This window comes from Comamonas suwonensis (genome assembly GCF_012844455.2).
Taxonomy (GTDB): domain Bacteria; phylum Pseudomonadota; class Gammaproteobacteria; order Burkholderiales; family Burkholderiaceae_C; genus Comamonas; species Comamonas suwonensis.
In genome coordinates this window covers 41601-58492 of the sequence record NZ_JABBCQ020000006.1, presented here as the reverse complement: position 1 = coordinate 58492, position 16892 = coordinate 41601, and the positions used below count along the sequence as shown (strand labels likewise).

General features: G+C 59.8%; 18 protein-coding genes. 12 read left to right on the top strand and 6 right to left on the bottom strand.

What is annotated here, in order from left to right; all coding sequences use genetic code 11:
• Positions 1 to 115: 115 nt before the first annotated feature.
• A complete protein-coding gene (locus HF327_RS08415; protein WP_169107821.1) occupies positions 116 to 1582 on the top strand; it encodes an aminotransferase-like domain-containing protein in 1467 nt (488 codons plus the stop codon).
• 7 nt (positions 1583 to 1589) lie between these two features.
• Here HF327_RS08415 and HF327_RS08410 read toward each other — a convergent pair whose 3' ends face one another.
• Genes HF327_RS08410 through HF327_RS08400 form a run of 3 tightly spaced genes read right to left on the bottom strand, consistent with a single transcriptional unit; the run spans position 1590 to position 3834 of the window.
• Complete coding sequence (locus HF327_RS08410) at positions 1590 to 2420, bottom strand: ChbG/HpnK family deacetylase (RefSeq protein ID WP_169107820.1); 831 nt, start codon at positions 2418 to 2420, stop codon at positions 1590 to 1592.
• A complete protein-coding gene (locus HF327_RS08405) occupies positions 2417 to 2830 on the bottom strand; it encodes a GtrA family protein (protein ID WP_169107819.1) in 414 nt (137 codons plus the stop codon). The genes HF327_RS08410 and HF327_RS08405 overlap by 4 nt, the downstream gene beginning before the upstream one ends.
• Positions 2830 to 3834 carry a glycosyltransferase family 2 protein gene (locus HF327_RS08400; protein ID WP_169107818.1) on the bottom strand — a complete coding sequence of 335 codons (1005 nt, stop codon included), beginning with the start codon at positions 3832 to 3834 and terminating at the stop codon, positions 2830 to 2832. Before HF327_RS08400 ends, HF327_RS08405 begins: the two co-directional genes overlap by 1 nt.
• Positions 3835 to 3971: 137 nt before the next feature.
• Between HF327_RS08400 and HF327_RS08395 the strand changes: the two genes are divergently transcribed.
• On the top strand, positions 3972 to 5453 hold the full coding sequence (locus tag HF327_RS08395; protein ID WP_169107817.1) for an ArnT family glycosyltransferase: 1482 nt from the start codon (positions 3972 to 3974) through the stop codon (positions 5451 to 5453).
• Positions 5454 to 5527: 74 nt separating this feature from the next.
• Here the strand turns inward: HF327_RS08395 and HF327_RS08390 are convergent, their stop codons facing one another.
• From HF327_RS08390 to flgA, 3 genes are all read right to left on the bottom strand, one after another.
• Positions 5528 to 5890: a hypothetical protein gene (locus tag HF327_RS08390; RefSeq protein WP_169107816.1), complete on the bottom strand. Its 363-nt coding sequence runs from the start codon at positions 5888 to 5890 to the stop codon at positions 5528 to 5530.
• Positions 5891 to 5913: 23 nt separating this feature from the next.
• Positions 5914 to 6225, bottom strand: coding sequence for a flagellar biosynthesis anti-sigma factor FlgM (gene flgM, locus HF327_RS08385; RefSeq protein WP_169107815.1), 312 nt, complete (start codon positions 6223 to 6225; stop codon positions 5914 to 5916).
• A 119-nt stretch (positions 6226 to 6344) separates the two neighbouring features.
• Positions 6345 to 7103 carry a flagellar basal body P-ring formation chaperone FlgA gene (gene flgA / locus HF327_RS08380; protein WP_169107814.1) on the bottom strand — a complete coding sequence of 253 codons (759 nt, stop codon included), beginning with the start codon at positions 7101 to 7103 and terminating at the stop codon, positions 6345 to 6347.
• Between the two features lie 206 nt (positions 7104 to 7309).
• On the opposite strand from flgA, the gene flgB reads away from it, so the two are divergent.
• From flgB to flgK, 10 genes are all read left to right on the top strand, one after another.
• Entirely contained in the window at positions 7310 to 7723 is a 414-nt protein-coding gene (flgB, locus tag HF327_RS08375; protein ID WP_169107813.1) for a flagellar basal body rod protein FlgB, read from the top strand.
• 16 nt (positions 7724 to 7739) lie between these two features.
• A complete protein-coding gene (flgC, locus tag HF327_RS08370; RefSeq protein ID WP_169107812.1) occupies positions 7740 to 8144 on the top strand; it encodes a flagellar basal body rod protein FlgC in 405 nt (134 codons plus the stop codon).
• 16 nt (positions 8145 to 8160) lie between these two features.
• Positions 8161 to 8823, top strand: a complete 663-nt coding sequence (locus tag HF327_RS08365; protein WP_169107811.1) for a flagellar hook assembly protein FlgD — start codon at positions 8161 to 8163, stop codon at positions 8821 to 8823.
• Between the two features lie 49 nt (positions 8824 to 8872).
• Positions 8873 to 10126 (top strand): flagellar hook protein FlgE, encoded by a 1254-nt coding sequence (gene flgE, locus HF327_RS08360; protein WP_169107810.1) that lies wholly within the window; start codon positions 8873 to 8875, stop codon positions 10124 to 10126.
• A gap of 156 nt (positions 10127 to 10282) precedes the next feature.
• Complete coding sequence (gene flgF, locus HF327_RS08355) at positions 10283 to 11023, top strand: flagellar basal-body rod protein FlgF (protein ID WP_169107809.1); 741 nt, start codon at positions 10283 to 10285, stop codon at positions 11021 to 11023.
• Positions 11024 to 11041: 18 nt separating this feature from the next.
• Entirely contained in the window at positions 11042 to 11824 is a 783-nt protein-coding gene (flgG, locus tag HF327_RS08350) for a flagellar basal-body rod protein FlgG (RefSeq protein ID WP_169107808.1), read from the top strand.
• 171 nt (positions 11825 to 11995) lie between these two features.
• On the top strand, positions 11996 to 12715 hold the full coding sequence (locus HF327_RS08345) for a flagellar basal body L-ring protein FlgH (RefSeq protein ID WP_169107807.1): 720 nt from the start codon (positions 11996 to 11998) through the stop codon (positions 12713 to 12715).
• Positions 12716 to 12735: 20 nt separating this feature from the next.
• Positions 12736 to 13884 carry a flagellar basal body P-ring protein FlgI gene (locus tag HF327_RS08340; RefSeq protein ID WP_169107806.1) on the top strand — a complete coding sequence of 383 codons (1149 nt, stop codon included), beginning with the start codon at positions 12736 to 12738 and terminating at the stop codon, positions 13882 to 13884.
• Positions 13881 to 14933, top strand: a complete 1053-nt coding sequence (flgJ, locus tag HF327_RS08335; protein ID WP_169107805.1) for a flagellar assembly peptidoglycan hydrolase FlgJ — start codon at positions 13881 to 13883, stop codon at positions 14931 to 14933. The genes HF327_RS08340 and flgJ overlap by 4 nt, the downstream gene beginning before the upstream one ends.
• Positions 14930 to 16876 (top strand): flagellar hook-associated protein FlgK, encoded by a 1947-nt coding sequence (gene flgK / locus HF327_RS08330; protein ID WP_169107804.1) that lies wholly within the window; start codon positions 14930 to 14932, stop codon positions 16874 to 16876. Before flgJ ends, flgK begins: the two co-directional genes overlap by 4 nt.
• The last annotated feature ends 16 nt before the right edge of the window (positions 16877 to 16892 follow it).

Here is a 16892-nt window from a genome sequence, read left to right as displayed (position 1 = left end):
AGGAGGGATGAAATCAATATACGCCTGAGACCATTACAGAGCCTATACAGACAGTCTTACAATTTTGGCTTCTGTATTGGTGTCTGCATCAATACAGTCTGCTGCCTCAAAAACCATGTCCATTTCCCTGTCCCGCCAAGCGGCACTGACGCTGACCCAGCAACTGGCCGAGCGTCTGGCCGAGCGCATACACACCCGGCTGCTGCCTGCGGGTGCCCGCCTGCCATCGGTGCGCGAGTGCGCGCGCCAGCAGGGTGTGAGCCCCTATACCGTGGTTGCGGCTTATGACCTGCTGCAGGCGCAAGGGCTGGTGGAGGCTAGGCCGCAGCGTGGATTCTTTGTGCGTGATTTTGTGCAGAATCCGCTTCCAGCGCAGGAAAAGAAAGCGCAAGCAGCTATCAAAGTTGATAGTACGCAAGAGGCGCCGCAGGGGCTGGCACCGGGCTCGCGCATCAATGCATCCATGCTGATACGCGGCATGTTTGTGGAAAGCGTGGCCGGCAAACCCCAGCCCGGTGCAGGCGTGCTGCCGGCCGAATGGCTGGACGCGGGCTTTCTGGTGGCCGCCATGCGCAAAGTCACCAGCGGACAAGCGCTGCGCGAATCGCTGGTGCGCTACGGTGAGCCTATGGGTGACAGCAGTCTGCGCGAAGCGCTGGCGCGCCGCCTGCAGCGCATCGGCATTGCGGCGGTGCCCAGTCAGATCATCACCACCATGGGGGCGACCCAGGCGCTTGATATTGTCAGCCGTGCCCTGCTGCAGCCGGGCGACCCGGTGATGGTGGAAGAACCCGGTTGGGCGGTGGAATATGCGCGACTGGCGGCCATGGGCATGCGCGTGCTTCCCGTGCCGCGTGGCCCGGAGGGGCCGGATATGGCGGTGATGCAGCGTTATTGCGAAACCATGGCCCCCAAGCTCTATGTCAGCGTCAGCGTGCTGCACAACCCCACGGGCTACAGCCTGAGCGCTGCCAGCGCCCATGAGGTGCTGCAGATGGCCCAGCGCTACGGTTTTTATGTGGTGGAAGACGATAGCTACTGCCACATTGCCCCAGATCACGCCCCGCGTGTGACGGTGCTGGACCGCCTGCAGCGCAGCATCTACATCAGCGGTTTTGCCAAGGTGCTGGTTCCCAACTGGCGTCTGGGCTATCTGGCTGCGCCGCCTGATCTGGTGGAGCGGTTGCTGGATACCAAGCTGCTCTCCACCTTATCGACTCCTACCCCCATGGAGCAAGCACTGGCCCTGTGCATGGAGCAAGGCCAGCTGCGCCGCCATGCCGAGCGGCTGCGCCAGCATCTGGCCAAGGCCCGCACCCGCAGCGTAGCGCTGGCCCAAGCCGCAGGCTGCCGCTTTGTGGCCGAGCCCGCTGGCATGTTTGGCTGGGTCGATACCGGTGTGGACACGGAAGTGCTGACCCAGCACCTGCTGGATGAGGGATACATGATTGCGCCGGGCGCCATGTTCCATGCCAGCCGACGGTCAAGCACCTGCATGCGCATCAATTTTGCGACCACGCAGGACGCCGCCTTCTGGCGGGTGTTTGAGAGAGTGGTGGCAAGGATGCGCATGCAGGCGTAAAACGCTTTTAAAGCGCTTTCATTGGACCTTGGTGAATACGGCAGCCATTGCGCTGCAGCAGCGCGTCAAAGGTGTCAGACATCAGGTATTCAAACTCCACGGGGCGTTGTTGGCCAATGGCATCGCCTGCGACGATTCCGCTGGCCGGGTGGCACATCAGCAAACCGCCTTCGGCCATGTGCGGAAGCCAGCTTGCCATTTGCGCGCCATAGGTGGAGGCATCGGGGGCGTCAAAGCCATACACGCCGCCAAAACCTTTGTTGATGGGAATGCCAGCCTTGCGTAGCCGCCGCCCAGCCGCCCAGCCGCCCAGCAGCGCAATGATGGCGGCTTTGGGGCTGCGCCACAGTCCGGCTGCGGGCGCGGTGGAGCGCACCCATGGCATCTCATGTGCGGCGTAGCGGGACTGCATTTCTTCAAGCATGGCAGTGCGCAGGCCCGGCAACTGGTGCACATGCTGGTGGCCGTCGATAAAATCTGGCGGCGTGCCCATGGCTTGCTCAAAGGCATCCAGCTGGTCGCGCCATGCGGTACGCATTTGCACGGATGACATTTGATGGCAATAAGCTTGGCGGATGACCTGGCCCAGCGTCTGTGCCGTGTGCTGGTCGCCATGGCTCTCAGTGAGGTTGAAGTGCAGACCGACAGAGAGCAAAGGGCGCAGGGGCTTCAAGGCCGGAGCGGCCTGACGCCATTGCGGTGATGTGGTCATGCAACTGGTGGCAGACAGGCGGCCCGCGCGGGCCAGTTGCTGCACGGCGTCATCAACCAGCGGGTGCAAGGCGTAATCATCCGCGCATAGCAAGATGGCGCGAGAGATAGAAGGTATGTGGCTCATGTGCTGCGGTGTGCCCGGAAGGCCCAGAATTTACTCATCACAAACGTACCGATGGCGACCAGTACCAGCACGCCAGCCAGACTCCAGAAGTAATGCCAGTGCAGCCACTGCAGGGCGATGTAGTAGAGCAACTCATTGGCGGCAAAAGACAGGCAGGCCACGGCAAAAAACTTTGCCATGACCGCCCAGCCCCTTGCTTGTACTGATGAAAAAGTGAGCAGAGCGTGGCCGTTGTAGCTGACCACAAAGGCAATCAGAAAGGCCAGCACATTGGCATGCAGCGGAGCCAACCCTGCGAACGTAACAAGCAAGCCGACCACGGCCAGATGCGTGGCTGCCGCTGCGCCGCCCACCAGTACAAACTGAATCAGCTGCGGCAGGCCGCGCAGCCTCTGGAACAAAGCTTTCATCAGGGCTTTTCGCGCAGCGGGCTGCAGTCTTCATCGTGAGCCACCAGATAGATGGGACGGCGTTTGACCTCTTCATAGATCCGCCCTATGTATTCGCCCAGAATGCCGATAGACAGCAACTGCACGCCTGAGAACAGCATGATGCTGGCGGCCAGCGTGGGCCAGCCCCTTAAAGGGTTGCCAAAGAACAGTGCCTCTACAGCAATCCACATGCCATAGGCCAGTGCCAGCAGCGAAATGCCCGCTCCCACCATGCTCCAGATGCGCAGGGGCAGGGTGGTGAACGAGGTCAGCCCCAGCAAGGCCAGCGAGCCAAGGCGGCGCAGATTGAAGCTGGAATTGCCAGCGACACGGTCTTTAGGCACAAAAGGCAGGGCCACCGTCTTAAAGCCGACCCAGGCGTACAGACCTTTCATGAAGCGGTTGTTTTCAGGCAAGGCCTGGAGGGCATCGACCACCTTGCGGTCCATCCAGCGGAAGTCGCCCGCATTGGGCGGCAGCTTGACCGCGCTGCCCGAGTTCATGACGCGATAGAACAGATTGGTGCCCATGCGCTTGGCACCACTTTCTGCGCCACGATCGGTAATGACGCCATAGACCATCTCGTAGCCGGATTGCCATAGCGCGTGCATCTCGCTCAGCATCTCAAGCGGGTGCTGAAAGTCGGCATCAATCAGCAGCACAGCATTGCCGCGTGCGTGGTCGATGCCGGCAGATAAAGCGGCTTCTTTGCCAAAGTTGCGCGACAGGGCCAGATAGCGCAGTGGCAGCTCCTGCGACATGCGCATGGACAGCTCGTGCGTGCTGTCACGGCTGCCGTCGTTGACGACGACAATTTCGAAATCTGGGGTCAGGGTCTGCACGGTCTGAGCCAGAGCGTGCAGGAATCCTTCGATATTGGCTTGCTCGTTATAGGCCGGCACTACGCAGCTCAGCCGCAGGGGCTGGCGCGGCAACTGGGCGGAAGGGGCTGCTGGTGCGTATTCGGCGTGAAAGTCGGTCATGGGCTGATTCTCGCCATTCTTCTGCAGGTTCTTGGGCTGGTAATGGTTTGTGTTGCACAAAAAACCCCGTCGCTATACTCACGGCCCTGATCATGTGATCCGCAATTTTGCTTTTTCTTTTCTTTTGTGACTGCCTGATGACCGCTGCGCAACGCGAATATTCTGTCCTCTCTGGCCGAACCGTGACCATTTTGCTGTTTATTTATGGCGTGATCTGGCTTGGCATTCACTGGGTCACGGCATTGGCTGCCCCCGGCGATAACGTGGAGCAGCTGATCTGGATTCGCTCGCTGGAGCTGGGGTACTTCAAGCACCCGCCTATGCCTACCTGGATTACGGCGGCTGCAGCGGCTGTTGTCGGGCCATCCATTGGGCTGACTTATGTCCTGGGCGGCGTTGTCACGCTGGGCTCACTGGCAATTTTCTGGCGACTGCTGTGCAGCATGCGCGGCAAGGCTTATGCCACGGTGGCACTGCTGGCCGCTTTGTGCATCACTTTCTATTGCGGGCGGCTGTACTACTACAACCATAACGTGGTGATGATGCTGTGGATTTCCATCGCCGTAGCCCTGACCTGGCATGTGACGCTGAAGCCGTCGCTGGCTGGCTGGGCGCTGCTGGGCGTGGTCTCGGGTCTGGCCATGCTGAGCAAATACCAGTATGTGCTGGCGCTGGGGGTGATTGGCCTGTGGTGGCTGCGCATTGGCGCCTGGCGTAATCCGGTGCATGTCAAGGGTGCATTGCTGGCCACGGTGACGGGCCTGCTGACGCTGGCACCGCATCTGTACTGGCTGACCACCCATGACTGGATGCCCATGCGTTATGCGGAGCGCACTTCTTTAGGTCTGCATCTGGATACGGCAGCTCGTATGCAGATGTCCTGGAGGTTTGCGGTGGACTGGATCTTCAATCGTTGCATGCCTGCATGGGTCGTGCTCGGTGCAGCCCTTTGGTGGGGGCGACGCCGTACAGGCAAGGCCGAATCGAAGGAGACGCATGAGAATGAGCTCACGACTGAAGACAAAATGCTGCGTGAATTCTGGCTGCTTTGGGGACTGGTTCCGCTGCTGTCCATCCTGGCGCTATGCCTGTTTACGGGTTCCTATCTGCACTTGCAGTGGGGTACCGCCTTCATGTTCCTGTGCGTGCCTGCAGCGATGGAGCTGGTGAAGTCACCGGCGAGCCAGTGGAGCAGCTCTGCCCGATTGCGTGCTGCGTGGGTGACGTTCGGTGTTGTGCAGGCCCTGCTGCTGGCGCAATTCTGGCTGGCATCGCCCATAGGTTTGTCGGGCTACAAGAGCAGCCACCAGAACCATATCCCTGTGGGCAAGATTGTGGAGGGGCTGGCTCCTGCGGCGCACAAGGCGGTGGGCGGACCTATCGACATCATCATTGGTCCGCAGGCGCTGGCTGGCCGCATTTCCATGGCGCTGCCGGAGCGACCGCGCGTGTTTGTGGAGCGCAATCTGCAGTACAGCCCATGGATTCACAAGGAAGAGCTGGCATCAGCCCGAATCATTGAGGTGTTTGTCGATGCAGATCCGCTGCCCGAAGGTGCTGTACGTGCCTATGAGCGCTGGTCGTGGCGTCCGGTGAAGATCAAGTCAGGCGAGTACTGAAACCTGGGACTGGAACAAAAAAGCGGACTTGAAGGTCCGCCTTTTTATGGGTGCCGAGGATTGTTTGATCGCGTTCAGCTGGCCGCGTGATAAATGCGTGCACGGCCAGACTGGGAGGCTCCACGCAGGCTGCTTACATAAGTGCTGTCATCGGCTGTGGGAACCAGCGCTTGCGCGCGGCGCTGGTTGAGTACGGTCAGACGTGCCAACTGATCGCGCATGAGCGTAATTTCAGCGTTCAGGTGCTGGGCGCGGTCGAGCATCGCGGGCGTCCAGTCTTCAGGGGAGAAACGTTTGACGAGTTGGGAAACGGCCACCATGGCGTCCCGTAGTCGGTTGCTGGATTGCTCCAGCGCAGAAGCATCTGAAGATTGCAGTGATGCCGATACGGTCTGAACCACCGCATCCAGCGAATCGAGCATTTCCTGCAAAGTCATTGTGTCAACCTTAGTTCAGTCGCTCAGGCGCGGGCGTGAACCAGAAATTCTTCTGCGTTGCTCAGCAGCTTGTCTGCAATGGCATCGGCGTTGATGCGAAAGCTGCCATTTGAAATGGCTTCGCGCATGGACTTGACGCGATCGGCATCAAAGTCGGTGTTGGTGCGGTTCTGGCTGTCCAGGGCACGGGCCGAGGACGAGAAGGACACGGGCACACCGGCGGCGCGCTCGGGAAGACCCTTGGTCGATTCTTCGGCGGCCACCGTGGTTGCGGACTTGGGCGTCTGCTTGGCTGCGGCAGCTTGCGGCAGCTCCGGCTTGTTACCTATCTTCATGCTGGTTCTCCAATCGCCCTGTATCGGCGTAGGGCGCTGTAGCCTTGCTTTCGACAAGGGCGCGTGAAACTTGAGGAATTTTTGACATGGATTCAGAAATGTGAGTCATTGCTCTCAATTTACTGAACGTAAACCACGCCATTGGCATTGACCGTGCCTGTCACAAGACGGCCATTATCCATGCGAACCCGAACTTGCTGGCCTTCCCCGGCAGCGGCCATGGCCTTGCCTGACGAGGAAACACTGAAGCCGCCGCCGTTGACCATGACCTGCACGGGTGAGCCGGCACTGAACAGCGAAGGCGGGCGCACCATGTTCTGGCGCAGCGCCTGGCCGGAGGCCAATTGGCGGACTGTCACCATGCCAATAAAGTCTTGCGCATTGGCAATGACCGGGGCGCTGTCTTCGGCCCAGTCCACTTCGGCGGGGGCTGCATCTTCAGCGCTCAAGGTTTTGCCTGCGGGAATATTGCCCTGTGCCACCCAGGCCTGGCCATAGGCACGCACGGTGATGGGCAGAAACACATTCCATGGCACGCTGCCTTGCACGCAGCGCAGGCCCAGCCGGGTGCGACCCCAGAGGCGACTGCCCGCAGGCAGATAAGGCTCGACCCGCGCACAGGCAGCCAGGCGCAGACGTGAGTCCAACTGGCCCATCTGCACTTCCATGCGCAAGGGGCTGCCGTTGCTGGCTTGAGGCGCGTCAGCGGCGGGCTGGTGCAGTGCACTGTCTATAAACCGCTGCCCGATCTGGCTGAGCTGGGCAGCGCCATCCTGCGCCTGCACGCCCGTAGCCAGCAGCAAAGCGCCCAGGCCCCATGCCGCAGCCACGCCTTGCATGGGGCTAAGTGTGAGGTGTTGGGCGAGGCGGGCAGGCATGCATCAATCCTTGGGGGCAAGCTGCAGACACAAGAGCTGCAGACCTTGGTCGCAAATATAGGTGTAGGCGTGCTTTGGCAATGGGCCGAAGTAGAAGTGCAATACCGCTTTCTTCACGCTTTAGTTTTGCGGTGTGATTTTCATAATCCTCGCATGCCGCAGTCTGTGCGACTACGGCGCATTGAATTTTTGAAAGCGAGGCCGCAATGCTGAACAAAATGACTGAACGACTGGACTTCCAGAGCGAGGCGCTGCTGCTGCGCGCCGAGCGCCAGCGAGCCATTGCCAGCAACATCGCCAATGCCGACACCCCCGGCTATGCGGCGCGCGACTTCAATTTCCGTGAAGCCTTGATGGCCGCCACCAGTGGCCCCAAGCCTTTGACACAGGCCAGTACCACGGCTTCCGGGCATATCCCCTTGCAGGCTCAGACCTCGGATGAGGCGCTCAAAGCCAAGCTGGGGTACTCGGTCAACTCCCAGCCCAGTCTGGACAACAACACCGTGGATCTGGACCGCGAGCGCGCCAGTTTTGTGGACAACGCCGTGCGCTACGAAGCGACGCTGCGCTTCATCAACGGTCAGTCCAAGACCATGCTCAGCGCCATTCAAGGCCAGTAAGCCCAGGAGCCAAACCATGTCGATGTTCTCCATCTTCAATATCTCGGGCAGCGCGGTCAGCGCCCAGTCGCAGCGACTGAACGTCGTGGCCTCGAATCTGGCCAACGTTGATGCCGTGGCCGGTCCTGACGGCAGCGTCTACAAAGCGCGCCAAGTGGTGTTTCAGACCGTACCCATGGGAGGGGATGGCAGCGCTGGCGTCAAAGTCAACGCCATCAGCGAAGACAGCACGCCCGGTCGCCGCATTCACGACCCCAGCCATCCGCTGGCCGACGGTGAGGGTTATGTCACCCATTCCAACGTGAGCGCTGTGGACGAGATGGTCAACATGATCTCGGCCTCGCGCTCCTACCAGAACAACGTGGAAGTCATGAACACAGCCAAGTCGCTGCTGCTCAAGACTCTGCAAATGGGCCAGTAAGCCCGGGAACACACACATGATCTACGGCACAAGCGGTGTGGACGGCACCACGACTACCTCCACCGGTAACACCAAGAATTCGGTATCTGATGCCAATGAAGCGCAGGACCGTTTTCTCAAGCTGCTAGTGGCGCAGCTGAACAACCAAGATCCCATGAACCCCATGGACAATGCGCAGATGACCTCGCAGATGGCGCAGATCAACACCGTGACCGGGATTCAGCAGCTGAACCAGACCATGCAGTCCATGTCCAGCCAGTTCACCGGAATGCAGATGCTGCAGGGCACCTCCATGATCGGCCGTACTGTGCTGACCGAGGGCAACACGCTGGGCACTGCTGCCGATGGAACGCACACCGCTGCCTTTGACCTGGAAGGCCAGGCGGCCAACGTCAAGATTCAGATCACCACCGCCACCGGCGAGTTGGTGGACACCATCGACCTGGGCGCAGGCGCCGCAGGTCGCAACTACTTCACCTGGGACGCGGCTGACAAGTACAGCGGCGATAAATCCCAGCTGCGCTACTCCGTGCAGGCCACCAATGGCACCGCTGCCGTGGCATCGACGCCGCTGGCCCCGCACGCCGTGATTGCGGCCAGTGCCGGCAGTGGCAGCCTGATGCTTGAGCTCGATAACGGCGAAGCCATCGCCTACACGGGTGTCAAGGCTGTTTACTAAGTCGCCGTCCCGCTCTTTTACCGATTAACCGCCCCGCAGGAGAACAACCATGGGTTTCCAACAAGGCCTCTCGGGTCTGAACGCAGCCAGCAAAAATCTGGATGTGATCGGCCACAACATTGCCAACTCCAACACCACAGGCTTCAAGTCATCGCGTGCGGATTTCGCAGAAATGGTGGCCAGCGCCATCGGTTCGGCCAGCGGCCAGAGCAGCGGTATTGGCGTGAATGTGGCTGCTGTGTCTCAGCAGTTCCGTCAGGGCTCCATTACCTCTACTGGCAACAGCCTCGATATTGCCATCAACGGCAACGGCTTCTTTGTGGTCAAGCAGGCGGATGGCAGCACAGCATACACCCGCGCAGGCAACTTCGGTCTCGACAAAGAGGGCAACCTCAAGACTGTCGATAACGACAATGTCATGGGTTATATGGTGGATCCGGCGACAGGAAAGATCCAGTCGGGCGCTACGCCTGTGCCGCTGAGTTTTCCTACGGGCCAGCCTATTCCTGCCAAGCAGACATCGAAAGTGGGCGTGGAGCTGAATCTGGATTCACGCGCCACGCTGGCTGCAGGTGATGCGACTGCGACGCCACCTATTGCCGCCACACCGCGTGCCACTTACGGCACTTCGCTCAATGTCTATGACACACAGGGAACAGCCATCCCCGTGAACCTGTACTTTGAAAAGGATGCCACGGGCAATACGTGGAACATCTACAACTCACTTGATGCGACTGCCACCCCCATCGGTCAGGCGACGTTCGATGCCAGCGGAAAACTCACGGGCGTCACGCCTGGAACCGGCACTTCGCTGAATCTGAGTATTAACGGCGGCACAGCCAATCCCAACGGATTGCCCGCATTTGATGTGGCATTTGACTTCGGTGGCCTGACCCAGTTCGGTGCCAAGTTTGCAGTCAGCAGCCTCAAGCAAGATGGTTACACCTCCGGCGCTCTGACGGGCATCAATGTGGGGCGCGATGGCTCTATCGTTGCCGCTTACTCCAACGGTGTCACGCGAACCGAAGGACAGATTGCACTGGCCGCCTTTACCAATACACAGGGTCTTGGCTCGATTGGCAACAACAAATGGGTGCAGACCGCCGATTCTGGCCCTGCACTCAATGGCTCGGCCCAGACTGGAACCTTTGGCTCGCTTCAGGCCGGTGCGCTGGAAGAGTCCAACGTCGATCTGACCGCAGAGCTGGTCAACATGATGACGGCGCAGCGCTCTTATCAGGCCAATGCACAGACTATCAAGACGCAGGATCAAGTGTTTTCCACGCTCGTCAATCTGCGCTGATCAATACAACCTTTTTAGCAACGCAATTTCTCTGAAATAGGGCGCGAAGCCAAGCGAGAGACATCAAGCAAGGGCTGCCCCGCAGCAAGGATGTCGTCCTTCTCCCGAAGAGAGAGGGGAGGCGCAAAGCGACTCAGGGGGAGGAAGGAATCCATCATGGACAAAATCATTTACACCTCGATGACCGGTGCCAACGCCGCAGCGCAGCGCCAGGCTGTGCTGGCGCACAACCTGGCCAATGCGGGCACCAATGGTTTTCGTGCCGAGATGTCTACCTTTCGCTCAGTCCCTGTACAGGGCAGTGGTGCGAGTACGCGCGTGTTTGCGCTGGAAGCGACTTCAGGCTATCAAGATACGCCCGGCCCCGCACAGCGTACCGGCCGCGCGCTGGATGCCATGGCCATGGGGCGGGCCTGGTTTGCTGTGCAGGGCATGGATGGCCAGGAGGCCTATACCCGCAACGGCATCTTCGAAGTCTCGCCTGAAGGGCAACTGGTGAACAGCAATGGTCAGGCCGTGCTGTCCGATGGTGGTGCACCGATCGACATTCCGCCAGAGTCTTCTATTTCGCTGGGCTCGGACGGCACGCTGACGGCCAAGAGCGGCAATCAAATGCCTGTGGCGGTGGCGCGTCTCAAACTGGTGACGCCACCGGTCGATGAGCCGCTGGTGCGTGGTGATGACGGGTTCTTTCGAGCCGCGCAAGGTGACGCTTTGCCCAATGACGAAACGGCGCGACTGCTGTCGGGATCGATTGAAGGATCGAACGTGAACACCGTCGAAACCATGGTTGGCATGATCGCCGCCTCGCGCCAGTTCGAGCAGCAGATGAAGCTGCTACAGACCGCTGAAACCAACGACAAATCAGCAAGCCAACTTCTCAGCCTGAACGGTTGATAGTCAAAGGAATTCACCATGATTAATTCGCTGTTCATCGCCAAGACCGGCATGGAAGCCCAGCAGACCCAGCTGGACGTTATCTCGCACAACCTGGCCAACGTCTCGACCACGGGCTACAAGCGTGCCAACGCGGTGTTTGAGGATTTGATCTATCAAAACCTGCGCCAGGTCGGCTCGCAGACCACGGAGCAAAACCAGCTGCCCACGGGCCTGCATCTGGGTCTGGGTGTGCGCACGGTGGCGACCTCGCGCAATTTTTTGCAGGGCAGTCTGCAGCAGTCCAGCAATGCGCTGGATGTGGCGATTAACGGTAACGGCTTCTTTGAAGTCAATATGCCCGACGGCACGATTGCCTATACCCGCGACGGCTCTTTCGAGGTCGATGCGCAGGGCCAGCTGGTGACTTCCAGCGGCCTGCCTGTGGCCAATGGCATCACCATCCCGCAAGGCGCTACCAAGATCTCGATCAGCCATGACGGCGTGGTCAGCGCCACTTTGGCGGGTCAGGCCGCGCCGCAGCAGGTGGGCAATATTGCGATGAGTCAGTTCATCAATGCAGCCGGTCTGGAGCCGCGAGGCCAGAACCTGTATGTGGAAACGGCGGCTTCGGGTCAGCCCCAGCAGGGCACGCCTGGCACCAACGGTCTGGGCACGATTCAGCAAGGCTATCTGGAAGCATCGAACGTGAACGTGGTGCAGGAGCTGGTGACCATGATCCAGACCCAGCGCGCCTACGAGATGAATTCCAAGGCCATTCAGACCTCCGACCAGATGCTGGCCAAGTTGGCGCAGCTCTGATTGATCACTATGTATTAAGGAGCTGATTGCGCTTGCTGTGTTTGTTTTCTGAATGAAATCATTATTCAAACTCATTAAAGATAAGCGCTAGTAGCTCTGCTTTCAATAGCGTGCATCGCGCACGCCAAAGGCATCAGGGTCCAAGTACCAGACTGCCAAGGATTTGCCGCCATGTTCAAGGTCATTGTTTCCCATCGCTCCAGCGCCATCAGCAGCGCTATCGCAGCGGCTTTGCTGGTGTCTGGTTGTGCACTCTCTCCCAACGCACCGCCGCCCGTGGATATGCCTGTTGCCACCACGCCGCCCGTGCTGCAGCCGCTTGAGCAGGTGGCGCAGACGCCTTCTGGCAGCCTTTTCAACGCATCGCGCTATCGCCCGGCGTTTGAAGATCGCCGCGCGCGCATGGTGGGTGACCTGGTCACCGTGCAGATTCAAGAGAATGTGACGGCACGCCAAAATCAAGACTCCGGTGTGACGCGCAAGAATAGCTTGGGTGCGGGTGTCACGGCACTCCCCTTCTTCACGGGCGGAGCGACCCAGACCATCAAAGATAGCCTCAATGCAGAGTTGAGTAGCAAATCTGACTTCTCGGGCAAGGGGTCCACCAGCAACGTCAATACCTTCATCGGAGCGATCAGCACCACCGTGGTTGAGGTGTTGCCCAATGGGCATTTGGTGGTCTCTGGTGAAAAGCAGGTGGGCGTGAATCAGAACGTCGATGTGCTGCGCTTTACCGGTACGGTGGATCCGCGCTCGTTGCGCCCCGGTAGCACCGTGGCATCGACCCAAGTGGCCAATGTGCGCGTGGAATCGCGTGGTCGTGGACAGGGAAGCGAAGCCCAGTCAATTGGCTGGTTGTCACGGTTCTTTTTGAACGTTATGCCGTTCTGATTCTTCCGAGAATGGGCAGTATGAAAGTACTGTCCACGCTCCTGCCATTGCGCTCGGCACGCACCACCCTGATGGTGGTCGCCGCCCTTGGCGCTTGCGGGCTCACCCTGCCTGCACATGCCACACGCATCAAAGAGGTTGCAGCCATCCAGGGGGTGCGCAGCAACCAGTTGACGGGCTATGGCTTGGTCGTTGGTCTTGATGGCACGGGCGACCAGACCACGCAGATGCCCTATACCAAGCAGGCGCTGGCTAACTATCTCGAACAAATGGGCATCTCGCTGCCTGCTTCCGGCAATGCGGCGCAGCTGCAGCTGAAGAACGTTGCGGCGGTCATCATCACTGGCGAGCTACCTGCCTTTGCCCAGCCAGGCCAGTCAATTGACATCAATGTTTCATCCATGGGCAATGCCAAGTCGCTCAAGGGCGGTACTTTGGTGGCCACGCCATTGCGCGGTGCGGATGGTGAGATTTACGCACTGGCACAGGGCAATGTGGTGGTTGGCGGCGCAGGCGCTGCAGCCGGGGGCTCCAAGGTTCAGGTCAATCACCTGAGTGCGGGCCGCGTGCCAAAGGGCGCGCAGGTCGAACGTTCGGTACCCAGCCCCATCAATGAAGGCAACAGCATCACACTGGGGCTCAATCAAACGGATTTCCAGACGGCTGACAAGGTCGTTCGCGCCATTAATCAGCGAATGGGATCGGGCACGGCGACGGCGCTGGATGGGCGTACGGTACAGGTCAATGCACCGGCAGATCCCGGCTCGCGCGTGCGCATGATTGCCGAAATTCAGGAAATGCCCATTGAGGTATCCAAGCCCGCAGCCAAGGTCGTCATCAATGCGCGCACCGGCTCCATCGTGCTCAATCAGGCCGTGACGCTGGGCCCCTGCGCGATTGCGCACGGCAATCTGTCCATCACCATCAGTACCACGCCGGTTATCAGCCAGCCAGCACCGTTCTCGCAAGGGCAGACCGTGGTAGCGCAGAGGTCTGACATTCAGGTCAAACAAGAGCCTGGCCAGGTCATCAGCATGCCTAACTCTCCCCAACTGACGGATGTGGTGCGGGCGCTGAATTCTCTGGGCGCTACGCCCCAGGATTTGTTGGCCATTTTGCAAGCCATCAAGGCTGCAGGTGCCATGGATGCCGAGCTGGAGGTGATATGAGCACGTCTTTATCTCAATCCTCATCTTTGGCGGCGAATAATGCGCTCGCCGTTGATGCACGATCGCTCAATGCTCTGAAAACCGCAGCAGGCGAGAACAATCCGCAGGCCGTACGCGAGACGGCCAAGCAGCTTGAATCGCTGTTCATGCGCGAGATGATCAAGAGCATGCGCGAGGCGACCATGAAGTCCGGCCTGCTCGACAGCGCGCAGGGCAACCTCAGCACCGACCTGCTCGACCAACAGCTCTCCGTGGCCATGGCCGGCCAGCCCGGGGGGCTGACGGACGCGATCAGCAAACAGCTGGCGCGCACCATGGGTGTAGAGGCTGCGGATGATGCAGAAATCGCGGTCCCCTCTACCCTGAGCATGAGTCGCAGTGCCTGGCGCAATGTGGGCAGTAACGGCGCATGGAGCGGCAGTCGCGCACAGGCCACGCAGTCCGTGAACGCCTATGCACCAGCGCCCAAGGGGCGCGATAACTTTGTGACGGCGCACAACAGCGCCGCTCAGCGCATTGCCAGTGAAAGCGGTATTCCTGCCCATTACATGATTGGTCAGGCCGGACATGAAACCGGTTGGGGCAAGAGCGAAATCCGTAACAAGGACGGCAGCAACTCCTTCAACCTGTTCGGCATCAAGGCCGGTGGCAGCTGGACGGGCAAGGTGGCCGAGGTTACGACGACTGAATACATCAACGGTGCGCCCAAAAAAATCACGGCCAAGTTTCGCGCCTATGACTCGTTTGAAGAGTCGTTCCGCGACTACGCACGCCTGATCGGCAGCAGCCCGCGCTATGAAAAAGCCATGGCTCAGACGGGCTCTGCACAGGCCTACGCCAGCGAGTTGCAAAAAGCCGGCTACGCCACCGACCCGGCTTACGCACAAAAGCTCAGCCGCGCCATTCAGAGCGTGCAGCAGGTCAATGTCGCTGCAGCCAATCACAACGTGAACAGCGCAGCCCAGGTTGCCAGCCGCGCTATGGGGGGCGTCGCTATTGGCGGCAATCGCGCTGCTCCGATCAACAAGATCAACGAGAACCAGTCATGAGTCTTCTGAACGTGGGCGCGCGCGCCCTGATGGCCAACCAGCTTGCCCTGCAGACGGCAGGGAACAACATTGCCAACGTCAACACCGCAGGCTACTCGCGCCAGACGGTGGCATTTCAGACCTCGGTCGGGCAGAACATGGGCAATGGCTATATCGGCAATGGTGCCGATGTAGCCACCGTCATGCGCAACTTCAGCGAGCTGCTGAATCGTCAGGCCACGGCCGCCAAGGCGGCAGGCGCTGCCGATGCGGCGCGTTCGCAGTCGCTTAACCAGTTGCAGGAAGTGTTCTCGGGCGGTAGCAATGGTCTGGGCGCAGCGATTAACGGCATGATGAATGCGTTTGCCGATGTGAGCAGCGCACCCACCGATTCATCGGCACGCCAGGTCGTGCTGACACGCATGAACGAGCTGGCCGCACGTTTTCGCTCGGCATCGGGTCAGCTCGATGAGATGGACTACAGCACGCGCCAGCAGATGAGCAATGACGTGAATGTGGTCAACAGCCTGTCCGAGCAGGTGGCCGCACTCAACGGGCAGATCAGTCGTGCCATGGCCACAGGCCACACGCCCAACGACTTGCTGGACCAACGCGACCAGCTGGTGCGCGATATCAACAAATATGTGCAGACCTCGCAGGTCGATGCGGGAGATGGCTCCATCAGCCTGTTTGTGGGCGGCAGCCAGCCGCTGGTGCTGGGGCTGGATTCTGCCAAGCTCAGCATGCAGGAATCGACCCAGTACCCGGGCAGCGGCAAGATGAGCTTGTACTTTCAGCAGCAGGGCGGCCAGCCGGTAGAGCTGACGCCTGCCATGACCGGTGGCGGTGAAATTGCGGGTCTGCTGCAGTTCCAGAACAACGATCTGGCCGAGGGTCGCAACCTGCTGGGTCGCATGGCGATTGCGATTGGCGACACGCTCAATACGCAGAATCAGCTGGGTTTGACCTTGTCTGGCAAGCCGGGCGGGGCGCTGTTCAATATTCCGATGACGACGACAGGCTCCACCACGGGTGCTCAATGGGCGCAGCCCGATACGCCTACGGTCACGGTCAAGGATTCCAGCCAGCTCAAGGCGTCTGATTACAAGATTGTGTTTGGTGTCGATGCGCCCAAGGGGCAGGTTGTGCGCCTGTCGGATGGCAAGGCTACCCCATTCAATGACCTGGCAGACCTGCGCGACAACGTGATTGTTGATGGTTTGCAGTTTGACCTCAAGAATGAAGGTCAGGCGGGCCAGTCCGTGCTTTTCAGTCCGATGGCAAAGGCTGCGCATGATATTCAGTCGGTAGTGCACTCAGGCAACGACCTGGCAGCAGCCAACCCCGTGTCGGCCAAGATCAATTCGCTGGGCGATGCCGCTTTGCGCATGTCCAGCCTGACGGTAGAAAAAGGCTTCTCTGGCGCGCTGCCGGCAGGCACGACCCTGTCTTTCTCCCCTGGTGCCAATGGCTCAGTCACGTACACCATCAATCCAGCGCCGACAGGTGTCGCTGCCACTGGCACTTATGTGTCGGGTCAGGCGATTGCGCTGGCGCCGGGCCTCAAGGTCACGCTGAGCGGAACACCGGCCATCGACGGTACGAACAGCGACAGCGTGAGTTTTGCGCCCAATACCTTCTACAGCTCGGACACGGGTAACGCCAGCTCTTTCCTGTCCTTGCGCGATGCCGTGATTTTTGATGGAGCCACTACGCTCAGCGATGGCTTCTCGACCACCATGGCGCAGATTGGAACGCGCACGCAAAGCGCAGCCTATGCCGCCAAGCTGTCGGAAACCATTGCCAAAAATCTGGAAGGCGACCGAACCGCGGTGTCGGGCGTCAATCTCGATGAAGAGGCCGCCAAGCTGCTGCAGTTTCAGCAGGCCTATCAGGCCTCGGCCAAGATGCTGCAAGTGGCTCAAGGTATTTTTGACAGCGTGATCCAGGCCGTTGGCCGCTAACCCATGACCGCCGGAG